This window comes from Spirosoma utsteinense (genome assembly GCF_014282275.1).
GTDB classification, from domain to species: Bacteria; Bacteroidota; Bacteroidia; order Cytophagales; family Spirosomataceae; genus Spirosoma; species Spirosoma utsteinense.
Map to the genome: position 1 here is coordinate 32,307 of NZ_VFIA01000006.1, position 21,603 is coordinate 53,909.

Here is a 21,603-nt window from a genome sequence, read left to right on the forward strand (position 1 = left end):
ATAAACTGCTGTAAAACAGGATATTAGGCTTTATAAAAAAAAATGTCTGCCTGTAGTAGCGCTTTGTTCCACAGTGTGGAGTGTGGAAGATCTCCCCCATTGTGTGGAAAATGCGGTGTGGAATTTGTTTAACGTAGTTGGATTTCCGTTAAACAAGATGGGAATAGTTATGTAACGATATGGGCACATACCGTTGTGGCCTTGTCCCTTTTTCCTCAAACCAAACCTTCTCTTAGTAGATCGTGAAGGTGGATGAAGCCTTTCACGTAGCCCTCATCTGCAACAACGAGTTGAGTGATATTGCGTTCCTGCATGATCTGTAGGGCTAAAACGGCATATTCATCGGGTGAAACGCACACCGGCGAGGTAGTCATTACATCTCGGGCCTTGAGCTGTAAAAACGAGTCATACCGATAAGCCATTCGCCGGATGTCTCCATCTGTAACGATACCTGCCAGTTGGCCAGCTTCGTCTACCACAGCGGTTGCACCAAGCCGATTAGCTGAAATCTCGAAAATAACGTCCCGCACCATCATATCGGGTGATACCTGTGGGCACGGATTGTGGGGAAATATGTCGGCAACTTTCAGGTAAAGTTTTTTACCTAAGGCTCCACCAGGGTGGTAACGGGCGAAGTCGTTACGGGTGAAACCCCGAGCCACCAAAAGACTCACCGCCAGCGCATCACCGAGGGCCACTGCCACTGTCGTGCTGGTAGTAGGAGCCAGATTCATAGGATCGGCTTCGCGTTCAGCATAAGCGTGGAGAATATGATCGGCATGCTGAGCCAGGTAGGAATGGCGGTCACAGACCAGAGCGATCAGCCGGACACCTGTGCGCTTCAGTAAGGGCACCAGTACCTTCACTTCAGGCGTATTGCCACTTTTAGAAATCACCATAACCACATCATTGGTCTGGATCATTCCTAAATCGCCATGAATGGCATCGGCAGCATGCATAAACAAAGCGGGTGTACCAGTCGAGTTCATCGTCGCTACTATCTTCTGGCCAACCAGCGCGCTTTTCCCCACACCTGTTACGACGAGCCGCCCGGATGAGTTCAATACGGTTTCTACGGTAGCATCATATTGCGCATCGAGCAGGTCCACAATTTGGCGAATGGCTTCGGCTTCGGCTGTCAGGACCGACCGGGCGATGCTTTGATGATTTTTTGATAGTTTCAACGTCAGTTTCGCGGTGTAGAATGGATTGCAACGTATATTCGCTAACTTTATATAGCAAAGATACGGTAAGCAAATAGAGTAAAGTAACTTTTGTACGATTTCTAGAAATGATGCAGGTTGATCAGACGGTCCATGTGACCATCAAAGAGCGGCTAAAAGAAATTTTCGGATACAGTCAGTTCCGGGGTGATCAGGAAGCAATTATTCACAGCATTCTGGCGGGCCGTAATACGTTCGTTATCATGCCCACAGGAGCGGGTAAATCCCTGTGCTACCAACTGCCTGCCATTGTTAGTGAGGGGACTGCCATCGTTATTTCCCCCTTGATTGCCCTGATGAAAAATCAGGTTGACCAGTTGAACGCCTTCGGTATCAACGCCCAGTTTCTTAATTCGACCCTGTCGAAGGCCGAAATGAACAAGGTCAAAAAAGACACACTCAACGGTACGCTGAAACTTCTTTACATCGCTCCCGAGTCGTTAACGAAAGAGGAGAATTTGGACTTTTTGAAGAAAGCCACCATCTCATTCGTTGCCATAGACGAAGCACACTGTATCTCGGAATGGGGCCATGACTTCCGTCCGGAGTACCGGAAAATACGTGGTATTGTTGATGACATCGGCAACCTGCCCGTGATCGCTTTGACGGCTACCGCTACACCAAAAGTGCAGCAGGATATTCAGAAAAACTTGCAAATGGAGGAAGCTGACCTCTACAAAACGTCGTTCAATCGGAAAAACCTATACTACGAGATCAAGCCTAAGGTTGAGGCCAAAAAGCAACTCATAAAATTTGTCAAGCAGAACAAAGGCAAATCAGGTATTATCTATTGCCTGAGCCGGAAAACGGTAGAGGAAATTGCCGAACTGCTCAGCGTGAACGATGTAAAGGCCTTGCCCTACCACGCTGGTCTGGACCCCCAAACGCGGATGCATAATCAGGACGCCTTCCTCAACGAAGATGTTGACGTTATCTGCGCGACCATTGCTTTCGGGATGGGTATCGACAAGCCCGACGTCCGGTTTGTCATTCACTACGATGCGCCAAAGTCGCTGGAAGGGTATTATCAGGAAACCGGCCGTTCGGGGCGGGACGGGCTGGAGGGCAACTGCATTATGTTCTATAGCTATGACGATATCGTAAAGCTCGAGAAATTTAATAAAGACAAACCCGTTACCGAACGCGACAATGCGCGGCATTTACTGTCGGAGATGGTTTCCTATTCCAATCTCGGTGTGTGTCGGCGTCGGCAATTGTTAGGCTATTTCGGTGAATTTATGAAGGAGGACTGCGGTTTCTGCGACAACTGCATGAAGCCGACAGAAAAATTCAAAGTTCAGCACGAAGTGGTACTGGCCCTGCAAACGGTATTGCAGACCGATCAGCGGTTCGACGTGTCGCACCTGAGCGATGTACTGACAGCCACCAGCAACCAGTATGTGACCAGCTACGAACACAATCGGCTCGATGTATACGGTAAAGGACGTGAATTCAACGAGACGGCTGAGTTCTGGTGCTCGCTCATCAAACAGATTACCATATACGGCTATCTTGAGAAAGACGTCGATAACTATGGGATTCTGAAGCTGACACAGCGTGGGATGAACTACATCGAAGATCCGTATCCCATTACGCTGGCCAAAGATCATGACTATGCCCACATAGCTGTCGATACGGGTGAGGATGAAAAAGATGCAGATGCCGCATCGGGTGGCGTAGCTTATGACGAAGAATTACTTGGCTTACTGAAAGCACTCCGGAAAAAAGTTGCCCGGGAGAAAAACCTGCCTCCTTATGTGATCTTCCAGGACCCGTCCATGGAAGAAATGGCAACGACTTATCCTACTACCCGTGAAGAAATGGCGCAGATCAACGGCGTCGGGATGGGTAAAGTGCAGAAGTTTGGCAAGCAGTTTATCGATCTGATCACCAAGTACGTCGAGGAGAACGAGATTGAGACTGATAAAGACGTTGTTGTTAAATCGACCGTCAATAAATCGAAGGTTAAAATCTATATCATTCAGCAGATCGACCGAAAAGTCGATCTGGATGAGATCGCTGAAGCGAAATCGTTGTCTATGGAGGACCTGATGGAAGAAATCGAACATATCTGTTATTCGGGTACACGGCTGAACCTCGACTACTACATCAATCAGGTAATGGACGAAGACCGGCAGGATGAGATATTTGAGTATTTCATGCGGGCCGAAACGGATAATATTGCCATTGCCCTGCGCGAATTTGGGGGCGATGATTTCACCGAACAGGATTTACGCTTGATGCGCATCAAGTTCCTGTCGGAAGTAGCTAACTAGAGTTGATGAGTTGGTAAGTCGGTGAGTGGGTAAGTCAGTAAGCATATGAACTGACTTACCCACTTACTGACTTCTTGACTTCTTGACTGACTAACTCTTTTATGAACATACTACTACTGGGTTCGGGTGGGCGTGAGCACGCGTTTGCGTGGAAATTAGCACAAAGCCCGTTATGTGATACGCTGTTTGTAGCACCGGGCAATGCCGGCACAGCGCAGGTGGCCACCAACTTGCCAATTGGTTTTTCTGATTTTCCTGCTGTCGCCGACGCCATTCGGGCGCATAGCATCGATCTGCTTATTGTTGGGCCAGAGGAACCTTTGGTGAAAGGCATTGTTGATTTCATTCGTCAGCAAGCGGATCTGTCTCATCTGCCGATTGTTGGCCCTGATGCCAAGGGGGCGCAGTTGGAAGGCAGTAAAGATTACTCGAAGCAGTTTATGCAGCGTTACGGTATTCCAACGGCATCGTCGCAAACGTTCACGGTCGACACGCTTACCAGCGGCCTGAACTACCTGGAAACGCACTCCCTTCCAATTGTGTTGAAAGCCGATGGACTAGCCGCTGGCAAAGGGGTTATCATTGCCGATACCGTCGCTGAAGCGCAATCCACTTTACGCGATATGCTGGATGGGCAAAAGTTTGGTGAAGCAAGTAGTAAAGTCGTTGTCGAGCAATTTTTACGTGGTATAGAGCTATCGGTGTTTGTGCTGACCGATGGCGAAAACTACAAAATTTTACCCGAGGCCAAAGACTATAAACGGATCGGCGAAGGCGATACGGGACCTAACACAGGTGGTATGGGCGCAGTTTCGCCAGTTGTATTCGCCAGTGAAACGTTCCTTCGTAAAGTCGAAGAAAAAGTTGTAAAGCCAACGCTGGCTGGTCTGAAGCAGGAGGGTATCCGGTACCAGGGATTTATTTTTGTCGGTTTGATGAAGGTAAATGGCGAACCGGTCGTTATTGAATATAATGCCCGGATGGGCGACCCCGAAACAGAAGTGGTGTTGCCCCGAATTCAGAACGACTTTGCCGAACTGATGATGGCTACCGCTTCCGGCGAACTGAATACCATAACATTACAAGTGTCGCCCCAAACAGCTGTTACTACGGTAGTTGTAGCTGGGGGATATCCGGATGCCTACGAGAAAGGCAAAGTCATTTCAGACCTGGAACGTCTGGATGATATTATGGCGTTCCATGCAGGAACGCTGGCAAAAGACGGTCATGTGCTGACCAACGGGGGGCGGGTCCTGGCCTTGACAGCTCAGGCGAACTCGCTCGAAAACGCGGTTCGGAAGTCGCAGGAAGCGGCCCGAACGGTGCAATTTGATGGGAAACAGTACCGAAAAGATATTGGGCTCGACCTGATCCGGTACGCTGACTAGTGATTATTATGAGTTACAGGCGTTGGTAGATGATGTGAACACTTTTTTAAGTGCAAAGCCGTATCGAACGCCTATAACCCATACCTTATACCAATAAGAATATGTCTTGTAAATCCTGTGCAACCGGTGGGTGTGGAACCCAACGCACAGCGTCTACTACTGCATCCGATGGCTCACCGGCCGTGGCTGCCGTGGCAGGATGCTCGAGTGGTGGGTGCAGCACCGGAGGCTGTAATAAGCTGAATTCATTTGACTGGCTGAGCGATATCGCGATGCCAGGTAAAGGGTACGACGTTGTTGAGGTGAAATTCAAAGGTGGCCGTAAAGAGTATTACCGCAACGTTCACCAACTTGATCTTACAACGGGTGATTATGTAGTGGTTGAGATGCAGTCGGGGTTTCACCTCGGTGCAGTATCGATGCAGGGTGAGCTGGTCCGGCTGCAAGTGAAAAAACGTGCTGTTAAAATCAATGACGACACGAAGGTAATTCACCGCACAGCCACAGCAAAAGACCTCGAACGGCATGAACAGGCTGTTTTGCGTGATCTTCCTGCTCTATACCGCTCGCGCGAAATTGTCCGTGAGCTGAAGCTGAACATGAAGCTGTCTGACGTGGAGTTCCAGTCCGACAACACGAAAGCAACGTTTTATTACTCCTCCGAAGAGCGTGTTGATTTTCGGGAGTTGATCAAAATGCTGGCCGGTGAATTTAAGGCGCGGATTGAAATGCGGCAGATCAGTCTACGGCAGGAAGCCGGGCGTCTGGGTGGCATTGGCTCCTGCGGCCGTGAACTCTGCTGCTCGACCTGGCTTACCGATTTCAAAAATATTGCGACCTCGGCAGCCCGGTATCAAAACCTGTCGCTCAATCCGGCTAAACTATCCGGTCAGTGTGGACGGCTGAAATGCTGTCTGAACTACGAGCTGGATACATACATGGATGCCCTGCGCGATATTCCAACGATTGAAAAACCACTGGAAACGCAGAAGGGCCGTGCCTGGCTGCAGAAGACTGATATCTTCCGTCGGTTGATGTGGTTTGGGTACAGTTCGGAAAGTACCTGGCATCCCCTGCCTATTGCGCGGGTCGTTGAGATTCTTGAGTTGAACAAGCGGGGTATCGTTCCTGAATCGTTTGATGTGCTGACGCCCATTGGGGAGAAGGAGCCAATCGTGCTGGCGGCTCTCAATAGTGACCTGCAGAAACTGGACGCCAAATACGCGACCCGGAACACGAAGAAGAAAAAGAAGAAGCCAAAAGGCGGAGTAAGTCCGGGTGGTAACTCACCCAAACCGACCACGAATGGTGTTGCTTAAATACTACGAACCCTGGCTTATTACGCCGGGGTTCGTTGTTTTAAAGTAGCCCTGCCAGTGCGGTCCGGCGTTCCGGTCGAAGACCCTGGTAGCGGCTACGTGGGGCAAGGCTACCGGTTTACCGCCTTTTTGGTTGTAATGATTACCAAACCGTGGCGGGCGTTCTTACCGTAAAACGTCGCTGCCCGGCTACCTTCCAGTACGTTTACTGAGGCTACTTCATTCTGGCGTAATGTCTTAAGTACGGTGGCCGTAGCCACTTTACCGTCTATGACATACATGGGTGATCCACTGGCTTTGGCACGAAGCCACAAGGGAGCGGCCTCTTTAACGGTTGCGCTTTGGGCCGGTAGCGCGTTATAATTATTATCGAGCCGAACACCGGGCATAATCATCGGTGCGGGGGCTAGCCGTGAGTTTGGGTTAGCCTGTCTGGATACAGGCGCGGGCGGCAGGGTATCGGTCCTGGGGGTAAGCCTTGGCAATGCCATACCTGAACCGGTTGTGAGGAACAGCAAAAAAAGTAATCGCATGATCATGGGCGGGCTGTGTTATTGACAGAACGACCGTTAGACGCGAAACGTACGATCCCGTTTAGTCTCCCCCCGATTTTTAGAAATCACCCGAATAAAACGGACTGAACACGTAATAAGAACTATCCCGTTTAGCTCGTTTGGGAGCTGTCTGGATGTAGAGTTCAAAGCGGGGCAATGGACTATTGGCCCGAAACCAATCGGTGTAGGGGCGTTCCTTGATGTAGAGCCGCGCTACCTCCCGCACGTGTACGGTTTCAACATCGGCAACGGTGGCAGGCAGCTGGTTTATGTAGACCTCGACGTCATTTTTGAACTCATCGTACACTTTCAGGTGCTCATTTTTGGTACGTTCGACAAGCGCGTTTTTATTATGAAAGAAGGTGGCTTCAAGTAACGAATTCATTGTGAACATATACGAGTCGCCCTGCGGGTGCTTTGAAATGGCAGCCGCCTGAAGAAACGTGAAAAACCGTCGGCGCTCCGGAGTAAATGCAACAGCGATCGGACTGGTTTGAATCAGTATCTGGTAGGATTTCGCCTTGGGATCAACGTCCGGTTGATCTTCCCACTTATGCATGACAAATGCTTCCCTGACATATTCCGGCGCTACCCGGGCCAGCGATTCGATAGGGGTTTCTTTCCCATCGATATATAGGTCAGACTCGTAAAGGTGATCGCTGTTTACTGCCATACGGTCATTGTTGATCTGTAGCACCACAGGCTCGCCTTGAATAGACCGGGTTCCTGACCGTGTTTGATACAATGCGGAGTGCATGTACCAGTTTCTTTTATCTTCCAGCGCCACCGCCAGCGCCCGGGTTGGGCTGGTGGCGGGTAAGGCATGTGGCTTGGTCGTAGCTTCTTCGGGTTTTCGATGTTGGCACGCTAGCACCATCATCCCTACTAACGCAGCCCAAAGCACATACCGGCTGTAGTCCAGATAGCCGGACTGTTGGCGGTTGATCATGCTGATGCGATGACGCAGTGCTGACCCGCTAAACTGATTCGTGAAGGCATACATGATTACCGTGGTATATTGAAAAGTTGCGGGTAAACCTGAGCAAGCAGCGGAGTCGACGCATACTTATCGCGTCGCGTAATGTTCGTTAAACGAGACACGAGAATCAGGCCATTCTTCGCTCGTTTGTCACCCAGACGGACAACGGCTGCCTGGCCATCGAAAATCACTACTTTTTTTAAGTCAATAGCCCGCAGGGGCGTTAGTTCGTCACGCGTTATTTCACGACCATCCAGAAAAATCACGGCATGTTTGTATTCAGGGTATACGTCGAGGTGAAAATCCGGCGTCATTCGCAAACCAGTGCTGCGTAATCCAAAATAGTTACTCTCCAGAAAATCGTTTCTGAAGTAGACCCGAAACAGGCCAAACACAGAATTGGCATCAGTAATCAGTGGGAGCGTTTCAGACTCGCCTGGAAATTTACGGCTTTCACGGGAGGCTATTTCCCGGAGACGCTTTGGGAACTGTTCATCGACGAAGCCGAGCTGGCATCCGTAGACATCGCAGTGCAAGCCAAGGGCCGGTATTGGCGCGCGTTTTAATGATGAGCCAACAGACACATCGATCATATGCCCTGGTTTGGGCACGTTCAATTTTACGGTAACCTGATGAATTTGTCCGTTGGGGAGCCGCTTCAAATCGTTGACATCGAGACCAACTTTGAGTTGGCTGAGTTCCCGGCGTAACGTATCGAGATCTTGCTGTGAAGTGTGGCTGGTGATAAGACCATAAAAGTCAGAACCAGGCTGCTCTATGTATCGATATGAAGGTTTACTGCTTACCAGTTGACAGGCGAAAGCAACATTGGCTACACTCATCAATGCAAACAGGTAGCGCCCCCAGGCCGACGAGCGTGATCGCTGGCGATTCATCATGCTTACCCGCTCCTGCAGGCAGGGCTGGCTAAACTGATTCGAGATAACCGACGGTCTGACTGACAAACTAACCTTTACCAGATTATACTGATAGGACTTTGCATCGATACCTTCAGCCAAAACGGTCTGGTCGGCGCTGAACTCAAGAATTTGATGAACCTGCTGACGGAAGAGGTGGACCGCCGGATTGAACCAGAAAATGATGCTCACTAACTCAGCAGCCACCATATCCAGACTGTGCCACGCCCGCACGTGAACGCGTTCGTGGCGCATGATTTGTTCAAGTTCGCTGGGTTCATGGCTGGCCGGGTTAAGGACAACCCACTTGAAAAACGAAAAGGGCGACGTCAGCTTATCATTTTTTACCAACGTAAAGTCATCATATAATTCCCGGGTCGACTGGCAAATTAGCTGCCTGAGTGATACCAGTCGAATGACAAACCGACATAGCAGAGCTGCCAGCACGATCAGATAAACAGCCAGCGCACCCGATTGCCATGACCAGCCGTACTCGACGGTCGTATTCGGGAAAGCCCGGAAGGTATGGCCGTTGGGAAAGGTGATCGTTACATCGGAGTTTGGCGAAGAAGGAACGGGCAGCACCTTTGGAACGATTACCTGAGCCGTACGCTGCATGACGGCCCGCACGGGCTGAGGTCGCCAGTCGGGCAACTCCAGCAGAGGCAGTATAAACGAAGCCAGTAGGCCAACCCAAAGTGCGAGTCGGTTTGCCACAAAAAATGTCTCCCGGCGGAGCAGCACATGATAGGCAATACTTACAACCGCCAGCAGACCATTGGCCAACACAACGTAACGCAGGGTTTCCATACTAACGGTCTTTAATTGGCACGGATGGTTGTTTATGGATAGGTAATGCAGGTGGCCGGGCGTACCGCCTTTACTTCTTTTTCTCGATCATAGCCAGAATCTCCCGCAACTCATCGGCCGAAATCTTCTCGTTCTGCGCAAAGTAGCTGACCAGGTTCTTGTACGAATTATCAAAATAATCACCAACTACTTTTTTCAGTACGAAGCGATTCTGGTAATCTTCTTTGCTAACCACAGCGTAGTATTCATGTGTGTTGCCGTAGGCCCGGTGGCCGACGTAACCTTTTTCTTCCAGATTCCGAACAATGGTCGATACAGTATTATAGTGAAGGGGCGGGTTTGTAAAATGAGGCACCATGTCTTTTACATAGACAGGCTCCATTTTCCAAAGTACCTGCATCACTTCTTCTTCCTTAGCAGTCAACTTTTCCATAGAACAAACCTAAAACTATTTTTGTCGTTTTGAAACTAGTGGTCTAGTTTTTTATCGTTTGAAAAGCCAACCGCCCCGTCGTAGCTTTGTTGTCTATTTTCAGGTACCCTATGAAACGATTAGGATTAGTGCTTTTGGTGGCGTTGTTGGCTTTCGGTTGCGATACAAAAGCCGTGTATAGCGAATACACAGACATTGAGGATGGCAAGTGGTATATTAAAAATGCGCCCTCCTTCACGTTCGAGATCAAAGACGCCACAGAGCCTTATAACATCTACTATAACCTCCGAAACAGCCTGTCTTACGGCTATTACAATCTATACCTGACGCGCTATCTGCGCGACGAGCGTGGCAAGGAAATTGAGTCACGACTCGATGAATTGATCCTGATGGACCCTAAAACGGGAAAGCCCAATGGCGATGGGCTGGGAGACCTGTTCGATCACAAATTTCTGATAAAGCGTAATTACCGGTTTCCGAAGCCGGGTAAGTACACCATGCAAATTCGCCAGTATATGCGTCAGGACCCACTGGCGAACATACTGAGCGTAGGTATTACTGTCGAGCGAGTTAATGCCACCAACTAATCTGTGTTCGATTGCCGATGTTGTTTGACCTTGTTCGTAGAAACCGCGTCTTCTTCCTGCTCTATGCTGTATTGCTGCTGGTTGTGGGCGTTCTGCAAATTTTGTACACGCAGGAGAGTTTGATGCAATGGGTTAACGTTCGGAACAATCCTGCCGCCGATGTTTTCTTTACCTATGCCACGTATTTCGGTGATGGAGCCTTTTTTGTCTTCGTTTGCCTTGTTCTGCTCGTTTATAACCGGCGCGTTGGTGTTATGGGTTTTGCCAGCTTTGCGCTCTCATCGCTGCTGTCCTTGTTTTTGAAACTGGTCGTATTTCCAGACCGGTTACGGCCGCTAAAGCTACTGGAACACTCAACGTACCAGTACCGGGTTATTGAAGGATTGGACATATACCGCTACAATAGTTTTCCGTCGGGCCACACAACAACGGCGTTTGCGGTATTTAGTCTGCTGGCGTTCATTGACGAACGGCGGGGGAGGGGTTGGTATTTTATCGTACTGGCCGCGCTGACGGGGTATTCGCGGGTGTATTTATTTCAGCATTTTGTTGAAGATGCGTATGTCGGTTCGCTCATTGGTACAGCCTCATCAGTAGTTATTTATCTGGCCATGAACCGATGGGTGGCGGCCCCAAAACTAAGCCAAAAATAAAAGTGCTGGTCGGTTTGAGCTTATAGCTAACAAACCGACCAGCACCCTTAACCCTATGGCTACTCTCTACCGTAGCCGCTCCGACCCACGAACGAGTTTTTCATCCCGGCGGATAAATCGGTTGGCCAGTGCGTTACAGACTAAAGCCGCAATGATCGCGTAAAAACCGATCAGAAAATTCCCCTGATCATCGACATTCCCGTACGCTTTGCCAGCATAAAGCGTGCGATAAAGAATAATACCCATGATGGCCGTTAACATGAGGGCGTTAACCGCGCAAAGGGCGGTTTGTGTCAGACGGTTACGGTACTGAAAAATGGCATAAAGTGATGATAGGCCCACTAGTGCCAATAACAATCCCAGGTACCAGACCGAGGTAATAACAGTCGTTGGCGAGGTGGTTGGTGGAACGCCGGCCTGTTGCGGAATAGCTTGTTGCTGGCTGTATTCGAGGGCAGTCAACTGAGCCAGGCCCGACAAGTTTGCGCCCGTTTTTTCCCAAAGCGGGTTAGATAAAGCGACGCCCATGGCGACGACAATGAGAAATAAAAAAATTGTTTGAACGCGTTGGATCATTAGTGATACCTGTGTTTTTGGAGCGCAAAAATAGCCTAAATTTTCGTAGCGTATGAATTCAACTGTTCGGGTTATACCAACGGCCGATGGGTCGCACACGGTTTTTAACGAAATCCTCGGCAAACCCTATCATTCCGTCCATGGAGCCATCCAGGAGTCGCAGCGGGTGTATATTGAGGTAGGTTTGCAGGCTGCACTTGAAAAATTCCCTCACGAAGAATTGCAGATTTTTGAAATGGGGTTCGGCACAGGATTGAATGCCCTGCTAACTGTCCGTGAGGCTGAGTTACACCAGCGCCGGGTCAACTATGTTGCTATCGACACTTATCCTTTGCCTTTAGCGGAGTCCCGGCAGCTCAATTATGATGCCCTGCTTCATACCAGCTACCTGCCAGCCCTTCATGAATCGCCCTGGCACGAGCCGCTGGTCATCAGCCCCTATTTTACACTAACAAAACTAGAGGGAATTTTGCAGGACCTGAAGACGGAAAAGCGGTTTCACCTGATTTATTACGATGCGTTTGCCCCATCGGCTCAGCCTGAACTTTGGGAGCCCAACATTTTCCAACAACTGGCAACGTTATTGCTCCCTGGTGGAATGATGACTACCTACTGCTCAAAAAGCTATGTACAGCGAAATATGCGGGCCGCCGGACTAACCGTTGAGAAACACCCGGGACCGTACGGTAAGCGCGATATTTTGCGAGCGGTCAATGGCTAAAAGCGACTCAGGCGCAAATGGTACAAATCGATAAGTCAGGCTAATTTTATTTATCCCAATGCGTTATTTATCTAAAAACGTCCAACTATGAATCGTTTGCTCTTCTTCTTTTCAGCACTTGTGCTGCTAACGTTCAGCGCCTTCCGAACGACGCTGCCTACCGATTCTCCACGCTTACCAAACACGGAACCTAAACACATCAAGTGGCTCACTATCCAGCAAGCTTATGCGCTCACGCAGAAAACACCGAAGAAATTTGTTGTCGATGTTTATACCGATTGGTGTGGCTGGTGTAAGGTGATGGACCGTAAAACGTTTTCCGAACCAGCTATCGTCGATTACGTAAACGAGAACTATTATGCTGTGAAGCTCAACGCCGAACAGACCGCCGATATCACGCTGGGTAAACAGACGTTCAAATACGTTAGCGGAGGAAGCCGGGGCGTTCATGAACTGGCTGCGGCATTGATGAAAAACCAGATGAGTTATCCAACGACGGTTTTTCTGGACGAAAAATTTCAGCTCATTCAGCCTATTCCCGGCTATCTTGAACCACGGATGTTTCATCAGATCATTACGTATTTTGGCAATAATCACCACCAGAAAGAACCATTCGACAAGTACAAAGCAGGGACGTACACAAAAGCATTTCAGGAATCACTTACGGCTGAGAATTAACCAAACCGGTGGTTTACAAATCGAGCGACTGAGAACGGGAACACACCTGTTTTTAGTCGCTCGATTCGTAAACCACCGGTTTGTTTCGGGAGAGTATGTTATTTTTACATCCTTCAATAACCCGATTTTATAAAGTAAATGAATCATCAACTGACTTTTCTCTCATTGGCAGCGCTAGCCGTTGGCCTGATGACTGTTCAACCCAGCCAGGCAACGCCCCCCAGGAAGCCGGCACCCTGGCTCAAGGCGGCACCGATAAAGTTCATCGATCCCCAAAATATGGATCAGGCTACGAAGCCGGGTGACAATTTCTATCAATATGCCAATGGTAACTGGTTGCGCCAAAATGCCATTCCGGCCTCTAAAACTTCCTGGGGTAGTTTTAATGAACTGCGTGAGAAAAGCCTCGACGCCATGAAGGCGTTGCTCGAAGACGCGTCGAAAACGACAACGAAAGGTCGGTTATACCAGATGGTTGGCGATTATTATGTGAGTGGAATGGATAGTGCAACCATCGATAAGCGTGGTTTCGATCCTATCAAGCCCGACCTCGCCCGTATCGAAAAAGTAAACAACAAGGTTGATTTTCTGAACGAACTGGCCTATCAGCGTACACAGAGCAATGGTATGCTGTTCGGCTTTTTTGTAGCACAGGATCGTAAGAACGTCAGCAAATATTTGCCGCAGCTAAGCCAGGGCGGAACCACGCTACCCGACCGTGACTACTACCTGAAAAATGACGCCCGGAGCCAGAAAATCCGCGATGCTTATCGGGATAACTTAACCAAGATGTTTGCTCTCATTGGTGAAGAGCCAACCCAGGCTTCGCAGGATGCCGACGTAGTCATTCGTTTGGAAACGACGCTGGCAAAAGCACAAATGGCGCGGGTAGAAATGCGGGATCCGTATAAAACCTATAACAAGTTTGCCGTTGCTGAATTCAGCAAACAAACCCCCGGCATCAACTGGGCCGATCAATTGGTCAAGTTTGGTACTAAAGGGCAGGATACAGTGCTTGTCCAGAATCCAGGGTTTTACCGGTCTCTCGACAGCCTTGTGTCTGCAACACCTATCGAAGACCTTCGGACTTACATGCGCTGGAATATTCTGAAGGGGGCAGCCCCTTATCTGAGTGACGCCTTTGTGAAACAAAATTTCGCCTTCTCAAAAGTCCTCACCGGTCAGAAAGAACAAACGCCCCGATGGCAGCGCGTAAGTGGCCTGATCGATGGTACACTTGGCGACTTGCTGGGTCAGTTATACGTGCAGAGTTATTTCAAGCCCGAAGCCAAGCAACGAATGCTTACGCTGGTCGACAACCTCGAAGCGTCCTATAAAGAGCATATCAAAAACCTCGACTGGATGAGCGAGGATACCAAGAAGAAGGCGCTGGTTAAATTGCTGGCTTTCAAACGAAAAATCGGTTACCCCGATAAATGGAAAACGTACGAAGGCGTGACTATTGCCCGGAACGATTTTTATGGCAATGTGCAGTCGGCCGGTAAGTGGTCATACAACTATATGGTCAATCGATTGGGTAAACCCGTCGATAAAACAGAGTGGGGCATGACGCCACCAACGGTAAACGCCTATTATAGTCCTGTTAATAACGAGATTGCTTTCCCGGCGGCTATTCTACAGTTTCCGTTTTATGATTATAATGCTGATGATGCGGTCAACTACGGCGGTATTGGTGCCGTCATTGGCCATGAGATGACCCACGGCTTTGATGACTCCGGTCGGCAGTACGATGCCGATGGTACACTTCGCGATTGGTGGACTAAAACAGACGCCGACAATTTCAAGCAACGTGCCGATCAGGTGAAAGAGCAGTTCTTTGGATTTAAAGTGCTCGATTCACTGAAGGTAAACGGCCAGCTTACGCTCGGCGAAAACCTCGCTGATCTCGGCGGGCTTGCCATTGCATACGATGCATTCAAGAAAACGCCACAGGGTAAATCGAAGACCAAGATTGACGGCTTTACGCCCGATCAACGGTTCTTTTTGTCGTGGGCGCAAGTATGGCGTATCAACGTCCTTCCCGAAACGCAGGCCCAGTTGATTCTAACCGACCCCCATGCACCGGGTCTATACCGTTGCAATGGGCCGCTGTCTAATATAGATGCCTGGTATCAGGCGTTCAACGTGCAGCCTGGCGACAAGATGTACAAAACAAAAGAACAACGGATCAAAGTCTGGTAACAGGCCAAAAACGAACAACGCTGTGGAGAAAGCCGCATTCATGTCGACTGAGTGCGGCTTTCTTATGCCACAACCCTGTGTACTGCAACGGCTTGGAATGGGTAGATTTGCTAAGGATCGCAGTTTATATACAGTTATTTCTGTAAAGAAACCAGTTTGTATTTCCCTGAACTACACTTTCCAAGCTATGCCCAGAATGCTATATGTTGTCTGGCTGATTACAGCACTATCGTGCCAGACAAAGCCCAAGCAGGAAGCCTCAACCGGAGGATCTCCACCCGAAGACAGCGCAGCTATGCTGGCAAAACGACCCGGTCCCGACGCCCCACGTTCGGCGGCTGATCGGCTGGTGAGAGCTTTATACTTCGAGCACAGCAAGAAAGCCAACCCGTTGCTGGAAACTAAAGACCGTGCTCTGGTCGATCAGTTTTTTGTGAAATCAACCGCCGATCTTATCTGGCGTAATATGTCGGTGTCGCCCGAAAAAATACACCAGATGAAAAACAACCCGCTTTTCAACGCACCAACAAGTGCGATTAAAAAGATGTGGGTTGAGCCTGGCGCTGTAGCTGGTACGCGGGCCGTGGTATATGTAACGTTTGAGCACAATGCAAAGCCCGAAGAAATACGGATCGACATGCAGCAGGTAGCCGGACGGTGGCGCATTATGGATATGCTTTACCCCAATGGCAGCCGTTTGACACAACTTCTGGAAAAAGAAAGCTAACTATACTCAAAAAGAAAAGGACTAGACGTGCCAACGTCAAAACTCAGAAAATCAGCTCTTTTGGGTAGACGAGCGTGTTGAAGTCATTTGCCAGCGGCAGATTGCGCATAACTAATTCACTTTTTTTTACTCCTTGTGTTGACAACACCGTAAAACCTTGTAATTTTGCAACTCCAAACTCGAAAGGGGGGCGGAAAACGTTCTTTAGAAGTAATTTATGGGGAGTTTCCAGAGTGGCCAAATGGATCAGACTGTAAATCTGCTGGTGTACGCCTTCGGAGGTTCGAATCCTCCACTCCCCACCATAATTAAGTAAGCGGAAGTAGCTCAATTGGTAGAGCGATAGCCTTCCAAGCTATAGGTTGCGGGTTCGAGACCCGTCTTCCGCTCCATTAACAGAGCAATAGCCTTTCGAGCTATAAGTGTAAAAGAAGTGATACTCATTTCAAATGGCTTATTCTGAATGGCTAAGTTTTTGCTAACGTCGATGAACAACGTGTAATGAATAAGCAGTCTTTATCGACAGGTTAATCATTGCTCTTTTTTCATTGATAGTACAACCAGCCGTTATAGCTCAGTGGTAGAGCACTTCCTTGGTAAGGAAGAGGTCCGGGGTTCAAATCCCCGTAACGGCTCAAGACTTCTTGGTGAAGTCTTTTTGACGGGGCCGCCCGTGCGGTTTTAAGCCACAGCTGTATCTAATCTCGCAAGGGATGATCTCGTGGGCTAAAACGCCGTTTAACGAGTTCATTCAAAACAATCAACAGTTCACAATAGCGTTTTAAAAACATGGCAAAAGAGAATTTTGACCGCTCGAAACCGCACGTTAACATCGGTACGATTGGTCACGTTGACCACGGTAAAACGACGCTTACGGCTGCCATTACGAAAGTGCTGGCCGGAAAGGGTCTGGCTGCAATCCGGGACTTCTCCTCAATCGACAACGCTCCCGAAGAAAAAGAGCGCGGTATCACCATCAATACATCGCACGTTGAGTATTCTACGGCCAACCGCCACTATGCTCACGTTGACTGCCCAGGTCACGCCGACTATGTGAAGAACATGGTAACGGGTGCCGCTCAAATGGACGGTGCTATCCTTGTCGTAGCAGCAACAGATGGTCCAATGCCACAAACACGTGAGCACATCCTGCTCGCTCGTCAGGTAGGTGTGCCTCAGCTTGTTGTATTCATGAATAAAGTGGATATGGTCGACGATCCAGAATTGCTGGAACTCGTTGAGATGGAAATCCGCGAACTGTTGAGTTTCTACAACTTCGACGGTGATAACATCCCAGTTATTCAAGGTTCGGCTCTTGGTGGCCTGAACGGCGATGCTAAATGGGTTGCAACGATCGAAGACCTGATGCAGAACGTGGATGACTTCATCCCACTGCCTCCGCGTCAAACGGAGTTGCCATTCCTGATGCCGGTTGAGGACGTGTTCTCGATCACGGGTCGTGGTACGGTAGCAACGGGTCGTATCGAACGGGGTATCATCAACTCGGGTGAGCCAGTTGAAATCCTCGGTATGGGTGCAGAAAACCTGAAATCAGTTGTAACGGGTGTTGAAATGTTCCGGAAAATTCTGGACCGTGGCGAAGCCGGTGACAACGTAGGTCTGTTGCTCCGTGGTATTGAAAAAAGCGACATCCGTCGTGGTATGGTAATCTGCAAGCCAGGTTCCGTAACGCCACACGCACATTTCAAGGCTGAGATCTATGTACTCTCGAAAGAGGAAGGTGGCCGTCACACGCCGTTCTTTAACAAGTACCGCCCTCAGTTCTATTTCCGTACCACCGACGTAACTGGCGAGATCGTATTGCCAGAAAACGTTGAGATGGTAATGCCAGGTGATAACATCACGATTGATGTATCGCTGATCAGCAAAATCGCCATGGAAAAAGGTCTCCGTTTCGCTATCCGCGAAGGTGGCCGTACCGTTGGTGCCGGTCAGGTAACGGAAATCCTCGACTAAGTAAGTAACTCAAAACAAGTGCATTTCTTTGGAGATGCACTTGTTTTTTGAGATTATTTCGTACTTTTGCAGTCCGAAATCGGATTGAAGACGTAAGACGCTGGGTGTTAGACAGGGCGGTCAGTTGTCAACAATGATCGACTATCCAACTTCCGGCGTTTCTCGTTTAAACACACATACACGGGTGTAGTTCAAGGGTAGAATAGCGGTCTCCAAAACCGTTGATGGGAGTTCGAATCTCTCCACCCGTGCAAATCCCTTACGCACAATGGATAAGTTTATCTCGTTTCTGAAAGCCTCCTGGGAGGAAGTTCAGCATAACGTAACCTGGCCGAAATTCAGCGATCTGCAATCCAGTTCAACATTGGTACTGGTCGCTTCGCTGATTTTTGCGATGATGGTCGGGCTGATCGATTTAGTGTTTGAGAATGGACTGAACGCATTTTATCAGTCATTCTAAAGTGGTATTTGAGTCGCTTGATAGTTGCGTGGCTTAGTTAAAGCCCATTAAAAGCGTAGGTATCAAACACTTAAAAACTTGAAATTATATGATCGGCATACAGTGGTACGTCATTCGGGCGGTGTCGGGACAGGAGAAGAAGATCAAATCCTATCTCGATAACGAGATTATCCGGCAAAAGTTGGACGAAGTAATTCCGCAGGTTTTAATCCCGGCGGAAAAGGTATACGAAATGCGCAACGGTAAGAAGCGCGTTCGGGAAAAATCATTTTTTCCTGGTTATATTCTGATTTCGGCTGATCTCGGCAATAATCGCGCGCTTGACATGATCCTGAATATGCCGGGCGTTTTAGGGTTTTTAGGTAATTCACAGGTTGGTACGACATCGAAGGTGCCGGTACCTCTGCGGGAAGCTGAAGTGAATCGGATTCTGGGTAAAGTAGAAGAAGAAACTCAGGAAGTTGCCACGAGTACGGTTGCTTACATACGTGGAGAATCCGTAAAAGTAGTTGATGGACCCTTCGGCGGTTTCATTGGCACAGTAGAAGAAGTATTCGATGACCGCAAGAAATTGAACGTCGTCGTGAAGATATTTGGCCGGAATACTCCGGTAGAACTCAGTTACGCGCAAGTGGAGAAGGAAAGCTAAGGGCAACCTAACTTTCTTTCAATCGGTCGGGCGTCTTATGCTTCCCTCAGGAGACAAACGGCCACAACAAGTGGATTGGCATCGATGAGACTGGACTGTGAATGTGACGGATCATCCAGCAATCAGTAGGTAACAATCGCAAATTAATCAAGACAATGGCAAAAGAAGTAGGTGGCTACGTAAAGCTGCAAGTCAAAGGCGGGCAAGCCAACCCCTCACCTCCAATCGGTCCGGCATTGGGTTCCAAGGGTTTGAATATCATGGAATTCTGCAAGCAGTTCAATGGCCGTACGCAGGATAAGATGGGTACGGTGTTGCCAGTTCTGATTACGTATTACAAGGACAAGTCCTTTGATTTCGTAATTAAGACCCCGCCTGCACCAATTCTGCTGATGGAAGCGGCAAAGCTGAAAGGCGGCTCCGCTCAACCAAACCGGAACAAAGTTGGCACAGTATCGTGGGATCAAATTCGGACTATCGCGGAAACGAAGATGCCCGATTTGAATGCCTTTACGGTTGAGTCAGCAATGAAACAGGTGGCTGGTACAGCCCGCAGCATGGGAATCACGGTGACGGGTGCAGCGCCATTCGAGAACTAATAGACTTGCCGAGGCAAACACACACATGGCTAAGTTAACGAAAAAACAAAAGGAAGCTCAATCGAAGTACGACGCTTCTCAGGAATACTCGCTTGCGCAGGCAGCCGAGATTCTGAAGGAGATCTCGTTCACGAAATTCGATGCTTCCGTGGATATTGATGTCCGTCTGGGCGTTGATCCGCGTAAAGCCGACCAGATGGTACGTGGCGTTGCTACGTTACCCCATGGTACAGGTAAAACGGTTCGCGTTCTGGTGCTTTGCACACCGGACAAGGAGAACGAAGCGAAAGAGGCTGGTGCTGATTTCGTGGGTCTAGATGACTACATTCAGAAAATCGAACAAGGCTGGACCGACATCGATGTGATTATCACGATGCCGAACGTAATGGCTAAGGTTGGTCGTCTGGGTAAAGTACTGGGTCCACGTGGTCTGATGCCAAACCCTAAGTCGGGTACAGTTACACCCGATGTGGCTAAAGCCGTTCGTGAGGTGAAAGCCGGTAAAATCGACTTCAAAGTTGATAAAACGGGTATCATTCACACAAGTATTGGTAAAGTATCGTTCACGCCGGATAAACTGGTTGAAAACGCGCAGGAAGTAATTGCAACGCTTATGCGTCTGAAGCCATCGTCGGCGAAAGGCACGTATGTAAAAACAATCTACCTGTCGAGCACAATGAGTCCAGGAGTAAACATCGACAAAGGCACGGTAGCCGGAATTTAAGCCATGAAGCGCGACGAAAAAGGAGCAATAATTGAGGAGTTGACCGGCAAGTTCCAGTCGATTCCCTTCTTCTACATCACGGAAGCCAATGGCATGACGGTTGCTGAAACAAACAACCTCCGTCGGATGTGTTTTGAGCGGGGCATCGAGTACAAAGTGGTGAAGAACACCTTCATCAAAAAAGCACTCGAAACCCTCGAAGCGGATTTTTCTCCCTTCAACGATACGGTATTGCAAGGCCAGTCGGCGGTGATGTTTCACCCCAGCAATGGTAAAGCACCAGCAAAACTGATTAAAGAATTTCGCAAGACGAGTGACAAACTCCAACTGAAAGGCGCTTCTATCGATAGTAGCTTATTCATTGGTGCAGACCAACTCGATACCCTCATCGCGCTGAAGAGCCGCGAGGAGTTGATTGGCGAAATCATTGGCTTGTTACAGTCACCTGCGAAAAATGTCATCTCGGCGTTGCAAGGTGGTGGCAACAAACTGGCTGGCATTCTCAAAACGCTGTCGGAGCGCGAGGAAGCCTAGTATTGCGGACATACTGTCTGACTATCCGATAAATAACTAATAAAGTGCAGACAAGATGTTTGCACTCCATCCAATTGTATCACAATCAAATAAGAATACTAAAATGGCAGATTTGAAAGCGTTCGCTGAGCAGCTTGTAGGCCTAACGGTTAAAGAAGTTAACGAACTGGCTACCATCCTGAAAGACGAATATGGTATCGAGCCGGCTGCTGCGGCTCCTGTAATGATGGCCGGTGGTGGCGGTGGTGCTGATGCACCAGCAGCTGTTGCTGAGAAAACCTCATTCGACGTGGTTCTGAAGTCGGCTGGTGCCGCTAAGCTAGCCGTGGTGAAGTTGGTGAAAGATCTGACCGGTCTGGGTCTGAAAGAAGCCAAAGAACTAGTTGACACAGCACCGAAGCCGGTGAAAGAAGGTGTTAGCAAAGACGAGGCTGAAGCCCTGCGCAAACAACTCGAAGAAGCTGGTGCTGAAGTTGAAGTAAAGTAAGCAAAAGCCCTTTTGTATATCGCTCCAGGCAGGGGAGGCCAGACCATCGTCTGGTCTTTTCCTGTTTGGAGACTTTTTTGTCTATGCCCTTGCAAAAGACAAACTTATTCGTATTGCCTTACGTTGTCTA

General features: G+C 49.0%; 22 protein-coding genes and 4 tRNA genes. 20 read left to right on the forward strand and 6 right to left on the reverse strand.

Features of this window, described 5'->3' with window-relative positions; genetic code table 11:
• Positions 1 to 215 precede the first annotated feature (215 nt).
• Complete coding sequence (locus FH603_RS06195; protein WP_186736601.1) at positions 216 to 1,184, reverse strand: KpsF/GutQ family sugar-phosphate isomerase; 969 nt, start codon at positions 1,182 to 1,184, stop codon at positions 216 to 218.
• Between the two features lie 107 nt (positions 1,185 to 1,291).
• Here FH603_RS06195 and recQ point away from each other — a divergent pair, with 107 nt between their 5' ends.
• The 3 genes from recQ to FH603_RS06210 all read left to right on the forward strand — a co-directional run bounded on the left by recQ (position 1,292) and on the right by FH603_RS06210 (position 6,206).
• Complete coding sequence (gene recQ / locus FH603_RS06200; RefSeq protein WP_186736602.1) at positions 1,292 to 3,499, forward strand: DNA helicase RecQ; 2,208 nt, start codon at positions 1,292 to 1,294, stop codon at positions 3,497 to 3,499.
• A 101-nt stretch (positions 3,500 to 3,600) separates the two neighbouring features.
• On the forward strand, positions 3,601 to 4,887 hold the full coding sequence (gene purD / locus FH603_RS06205; protein ID WP_186736603.1) for a phosphoribosylamine--glycine ligase: 1,287 nt from the start codon (positions 3,601 to 3,603) through the stop codon (positions 4,885 to 4,887).
• 101 nt (positions 4,888 to 4,988) lie between these two features.
• A complete protein-coding gene (locus FH603_RS06210) occupies positions 4,989 to 6,206 on the forward strand; it encodes a PSP1 domain-containing protein (protein ID WP_186736604.1) in 1,218 nt (405 codons plus the stop codon).
• Positions 6,207 to 6,316: 110 nt separating this feature from the next.
• Here FH603_RS06210 and FH603_RS06215 read toward each other — a convergent pair whose 3' ends face one another.
• The 4 genes from FH603_RS06215 to FH603_RS06230 form a co-directional block, all read right to left on the reverse strand.
• Positions 6,317 to 6,739 (reverse strand): hypothetical protein, encoded by a 423-nt coding sequence (locus tag FH603_RS06215; protein ID WP_186736605.1) that lies wholly within the window; start codon positions 6,737 to 6,739, stop codon positions 6,317 to 6,319.
• A gap of 79 nt (positions 6,740 to 6,818) precedes the next feature.
• On the reverse strand, positions 6,819 to 7,763 hold the full coding sequence (locus FH603_RS06220; protein ID WP_186736606.1) for a hypothetical protein: 945 nt from the start codon (positions 7,761 to 7,763) through the stop codon (positions 6,819 to 6,821).
• 2 nt (positions 7,764 to 7,765) lie between these two features.
• Positions 7,766 to 9,466, reverse strand: a complete 1,701-nt coding sequence (locus FH603_RS06225) for a M56 family metallopeptidase (protein ID WP_186736607.1) — start codon at positions 9,464 to 9,466, stop codon at positions 7,766 to 7,768.
• A gap of 70 nt (positions 9,467 to 9,536) precedes the next feature.
• Positions 9,537 to 9,899: a BlaI/MecI/CopY family transcriptional regulator gene (locus FH603_RS06230; RefSeq protein WP_186736608.1), complete on the reverse strand. Its 363-nt coding sequence runs from the start codon at positions 9,897 to 9,899 to the stop codon at positions 9,537 to 9,539.
• 110 nt (positions 9,900 to 10,009) lie between these two features.
• Here FH603_RS06230 and FH603_RS06235 point away from each other — a divergent pair, with 110 nt between their 5' ends.
• Positions 10,010 to 10,486 (forward strand): gliding motility lipoprotein GldH, encoded by a 477-nt coding sequence (locus FH603_RS06235; protein WP_186736609.1) that lies wholly within the window; start codon positions 10,010 to 10,012, stop codon positions 10,484 to 10,486.
• Between the two features lie 17 nt (positions 10,487 to 10,503).
• Positions 10,504 to 11,139 (forward strand): phosphatase PAP2 family protein, encoded by a 636-nt coding sequence (locus FH603_RS06240; protein ID WP_186736610.1) that lies wholly within the window; start codon positions 10,504 to 10,506, stop codon positions 11,137 to 11,139.
• Between the two features lie 66 nt (positions 11,140 to 11,205).
• On the opposite strand, the gene FH603_RS06245 is transcribed toward FH603_RS06240, so the two are convergent.
• Complete coding sequence (locus tag FH603_RS06245; protein WP_186736611.1) at positions 11,206 to 11,715, reverse strand: DUF4293 domain-containing protein; 510 nt, start codon at positions 11,713 to 11,715, stop codon at positions 11,206 to 11,208.
• 52 nt (positions 11,716 to 11,767) lie between these two features.
• On the opposite strand from FH603_RS06245, the gene mnmC2 reads away from it, so the two are divergent.
• From mnmC2 to rplL, 15 genes are all read left to right on the forward strand, one after another.
• On the forward strand, positions 11,768 to 12,436 hold the full coding sequence (gene mnmC2 / locus FH603_RS06250; protein WP_186736612.1) for a tRNA (5-methylaminomethyl-2-thiouridine)(34)-methyltransferase MnmC2: 669 nt from the start codon (positions 11,768 to 11,770) through the stop codon (positions 12,434 to 12,436).
• A gap of 87 nt (positions 12,437 to 12,523) precedes the next feature.
• Positions 12,524 to 13,114 (forward strand): thioredoxin family protein, encoded by a 591-nt coding sequence (locus FH603_RS06255; protein ID WP_186736613.1) that lies wholly within the window; start codon positions 12,524 to 12,526, stop codon positions 13,112 to 13,114.
• A gap of 138 nt (positions 13,115 to 13,252) precedes the next feature.
• A complete protein-coding gene (locus tag FH603_RS06260) occupies positions 13,253 to 15,316 on the forward strand; it encodes a M13 family metallopeptidase (protein ID WP_186736614.1) in 2,064 nt (687 codons plus the stop codon).
• 187 nt (positions 15,317 to 15,503) lie between these two features.
• Positions 15,504 to 16,043, forward strand: coding sequence for a hypothetical protein (locus FH603_RS06265; protein WP_186736615.1), 540 nt, complete (start codon positions 15,504 to 15,506; stop codon positions 16,041 to 16,043).
• A 219-nt stretch (positions 16,044 to 16,262) separates the two neighbouring features.
• Positions 16,263 to 16,348, forward strand: a tRNA-Tyr gene (locus FH603_RS06270).
• An 11-nt stretch (positions 16,349 to 16,359) separates the two neighbouring features.
• Positions 16,360 to 16,435: transfer RNA gene (locus tag FH603_RS06275), tRNA-Gly, on the forward strand.
• Between the two features lie 171 nt (positions 16,436 to 16,606).
• Positions 16,607 to 16,678 (forward strand) — tRNA-Thr (locus FH603_RS06280).
• A 154-nt stretch (positions 16,679 to 16,832) separates the two neighbouring features.
• Positions 16,833 to 18,020 (forward strand): elongation factor Tu, encoded by a 1,188-nt coding sequence (tuf, locus tag FH603_RS06285; protein ID WP_186736616.1) that lies wholly within the window; start codon positions 16,833 to 16,835, stop codon positions 18,018 to 18,020.
• A gap of 180 nt (positions 18,021 to 18,200) precedes the next feature.
• A tRNA-Trp gene (locus FH603_RS06290) sits at positions 18,201 to 18,271 on the forward strand.
• A gap of 17 nt (positions 18,272 to 18,288) precedes the next feature.
• Positions 18,289 to 18,480 carry a preprotein translocase subunit SecE gene (secE, locus tag FH603_RS06295; RefSeq protein ID WP_186736617.1) on the forward strand — a complete coding sequence of 64 codons (192 nt, stop codon included), beginning with the start codon at positions 18,289 to 18,291 and terminating at the stop codon, positions 18,478 to 18,480.
• 88 nt (positions 18,481 to 18,568) lie between these two features.
• Complete coding sequence (gene nusG / locus FH603_RS06300) at positions 18,569 to 19,129, forward strand: transcription termination/antitermination protein NusG (protein ID WP_186736618.1); 561 nt, start codon at positions 18,569 to 18,571, stop codon at positions 19,127 to 19,129.
• A 155-nt stretch (positions 19,130 to 19,284) separates the two neighbouring features.
• Positions 19,285 to 19,728, forward strand: coding sequence for a 50S ribosomal protein L11 (gene rplK / locus FH603_RS06305; protein ID WP_080237286.1), 444 nt, complete (start codon positions 19,285 to 19,287; stop codon positions 19,726 to 19,728).
• 25 nt (positions 19,729 to 19,753) lie between these two features.
• Entirely contained in the window at positions 19,754 to 20,452 is a 699-nt protein-coding gene (rplA, locus tag FH603_RS06310) for a 50S ribosomal protein L1 (protein ID WP_186736619.1), read from the forward strand.
• Between the two features lie 3 nt (positions 20,453 to 20,455).
• Complete coding sequence (gene rplJ / locus FH603_RS06315; RefSeq protein ID WP_186736620.1) at positions 20,456 to 20,986, forward strand: 50S ribosomal protein L10; 531 nt, start codon at positions 20,456 to 20,458, stop codon at positions 20,984 to 20,986.
• Between the two features lie 103 nt (positions 20,987 to 21,089).
• Positions 21,090 to 21,473 carry a 50S ribosomal protein L7/L12 gene (gene rplL / locus FH603_RS06320; RefSeq protein ID WP_186736621.1) on the forward strand — a complete coding sequence of 128 codons (384 nt, stop codon included), beginning with the start codon at positions 21,090 to 21,092 and terminating at the stop codon, positions 21,471 to 21,473.
• The last annotated feature ends 130 nt before the right edge of the window (positions 21,474 to 21,603 follow it).

Coding starts and splice junctions, on each gene's coding strand:
- recQ (WP_186736602.1), top strand. CDS start 1,292: ATGATGCAGGTTGATCAGACGGTCCATGTGACCATCAAAGAGCGGCTA.
- purD (WP_186736603.1), top strand. CDS start 3,601: ATGAACATACTACTACTGGGTTCGGGTGGGCGTGAGCACGCGTTTGCG.
- FH603_RS06210 (WP_186736604.1), top strand. CDS start 4,989: ATGTCTTGTAAATCCTGTGCAACCGGTGGGTGTGGAACCCAACGCACA.
- FH603_RS06215 (WP_186736605.1), bottom strand. CDS start 6,739: ATGCGATTACTTTTTTTGCTGTTCCTCACAACCGGTTCAGGTATGGCA.
- FH603_RS06220 (WP_186736606.1), bottom strand. CDS start 7,763: ATGTATGCCTTCACGAATCAGTTTAGCGGGTCAGCACTGCGTCATCGC.
- FH603_RS06225 (WP_186736607.1), bottom strand. CDS start 9,466: ATGGAAACCCTGCGTTACGTTGTGTTGGCCAATGGTCTGCTGGCGGTT.
- FH603_RS06230 (WP_186736608.1), bottom strand. CDS start 9,899: ATGGAAAAGTTGACTGCTAAGGAAGAAGAAGTGATGCAGGTACTTTGG.
- FH603_RS06235 (WP_186736609.1), top strand. CDS start 10,010: ATGAAACGATTAGGATTAGTGCTTTTGGTGGCGTTGTTGGCTTTCGGT.
- FH603_RS06240 (WP_186736610.1), top strand. CDS start 10,504: ATGTTGTTTGACCTTGTTCGTAGAAACCGCGTCTTCTTCCTGCTCTAT.
- FH603_RS06245 (WP_186736611.1), bottom strand. CDS start 11,715: ATGATCCAACGCGTTCAAACAATTTTTTTATTTCTCATTGTCGTCGCC.
- mnmC2 (WP_186736612.1), top strand. CDS start 11,768: ATGAATTCAACTGTTCGGGTTATACCAACGGCCGATGGGTCGCACACG.
- FH603_RS06255 (WP_186736613.1), top strand. CDS start 12,524: ATGAATCGTTTGCTCTTCTTCTTTTCAGCACTTGTGCTGCTAACGTTC.
- FH603_RS06260 (WP_186736614.1), top strand. CDS start 13,253: ATGAATCATCAACTGACTTTTCTCTCATTGGCAGCGCTAGCCGTTGGC.
- FH603_RS06265 (WP_186736615.1), top strand. CDS start 15,504: ATGCCCAGAATGCTATATGTTGTCTGGCTGATTACAGCACTATCGTGC.
- tuf (WP_186736616.1), top strand. CDS start 16,833: ATGGCAAAAGAGAATTTTGACCGCTCGAAACCGCACGTTAACATCGGT.
- secE (WP_186736617.1), top strand. CDS start 18,289: ATGGATAAGTTTATCTCGTTTCTGAAAGCCTCCTGGGAGGAAGTTCAG.
- nusG (WP_186736618.1), top strand. CDS start 18,569: ATGATCGGCATACAGTGGTACGTCATTCGGGCGGTGTCGGGACAGGAG.
- rplK (WP_080237286.1), top strand. CDS start 19,285: ATGGCAAAAGAAGTAGGTGGCTACGTAAAGCTGCAAGTCAAAGGCGGG.
- rplA (WP_186736619.1), top strand. CDS start 19,754: ATGGCTAAGTTAACGAAAAAACAAAAGGAAGCTCAATCGAAGTACGAC.
- rplJ (WP_186736620.1), top strand. CDS start 20,456: ATGAAGCGCGACGAAAAAGGAGCAATAATTGAGGAGTTGACCGGCAAG.
- rplL (WP_186736621.1), top strand. CDS start 21,090: ATGGCAGATTTGAAAGCGTTCGCTGAGCAGCTTGTAGGCCTAACGGTT.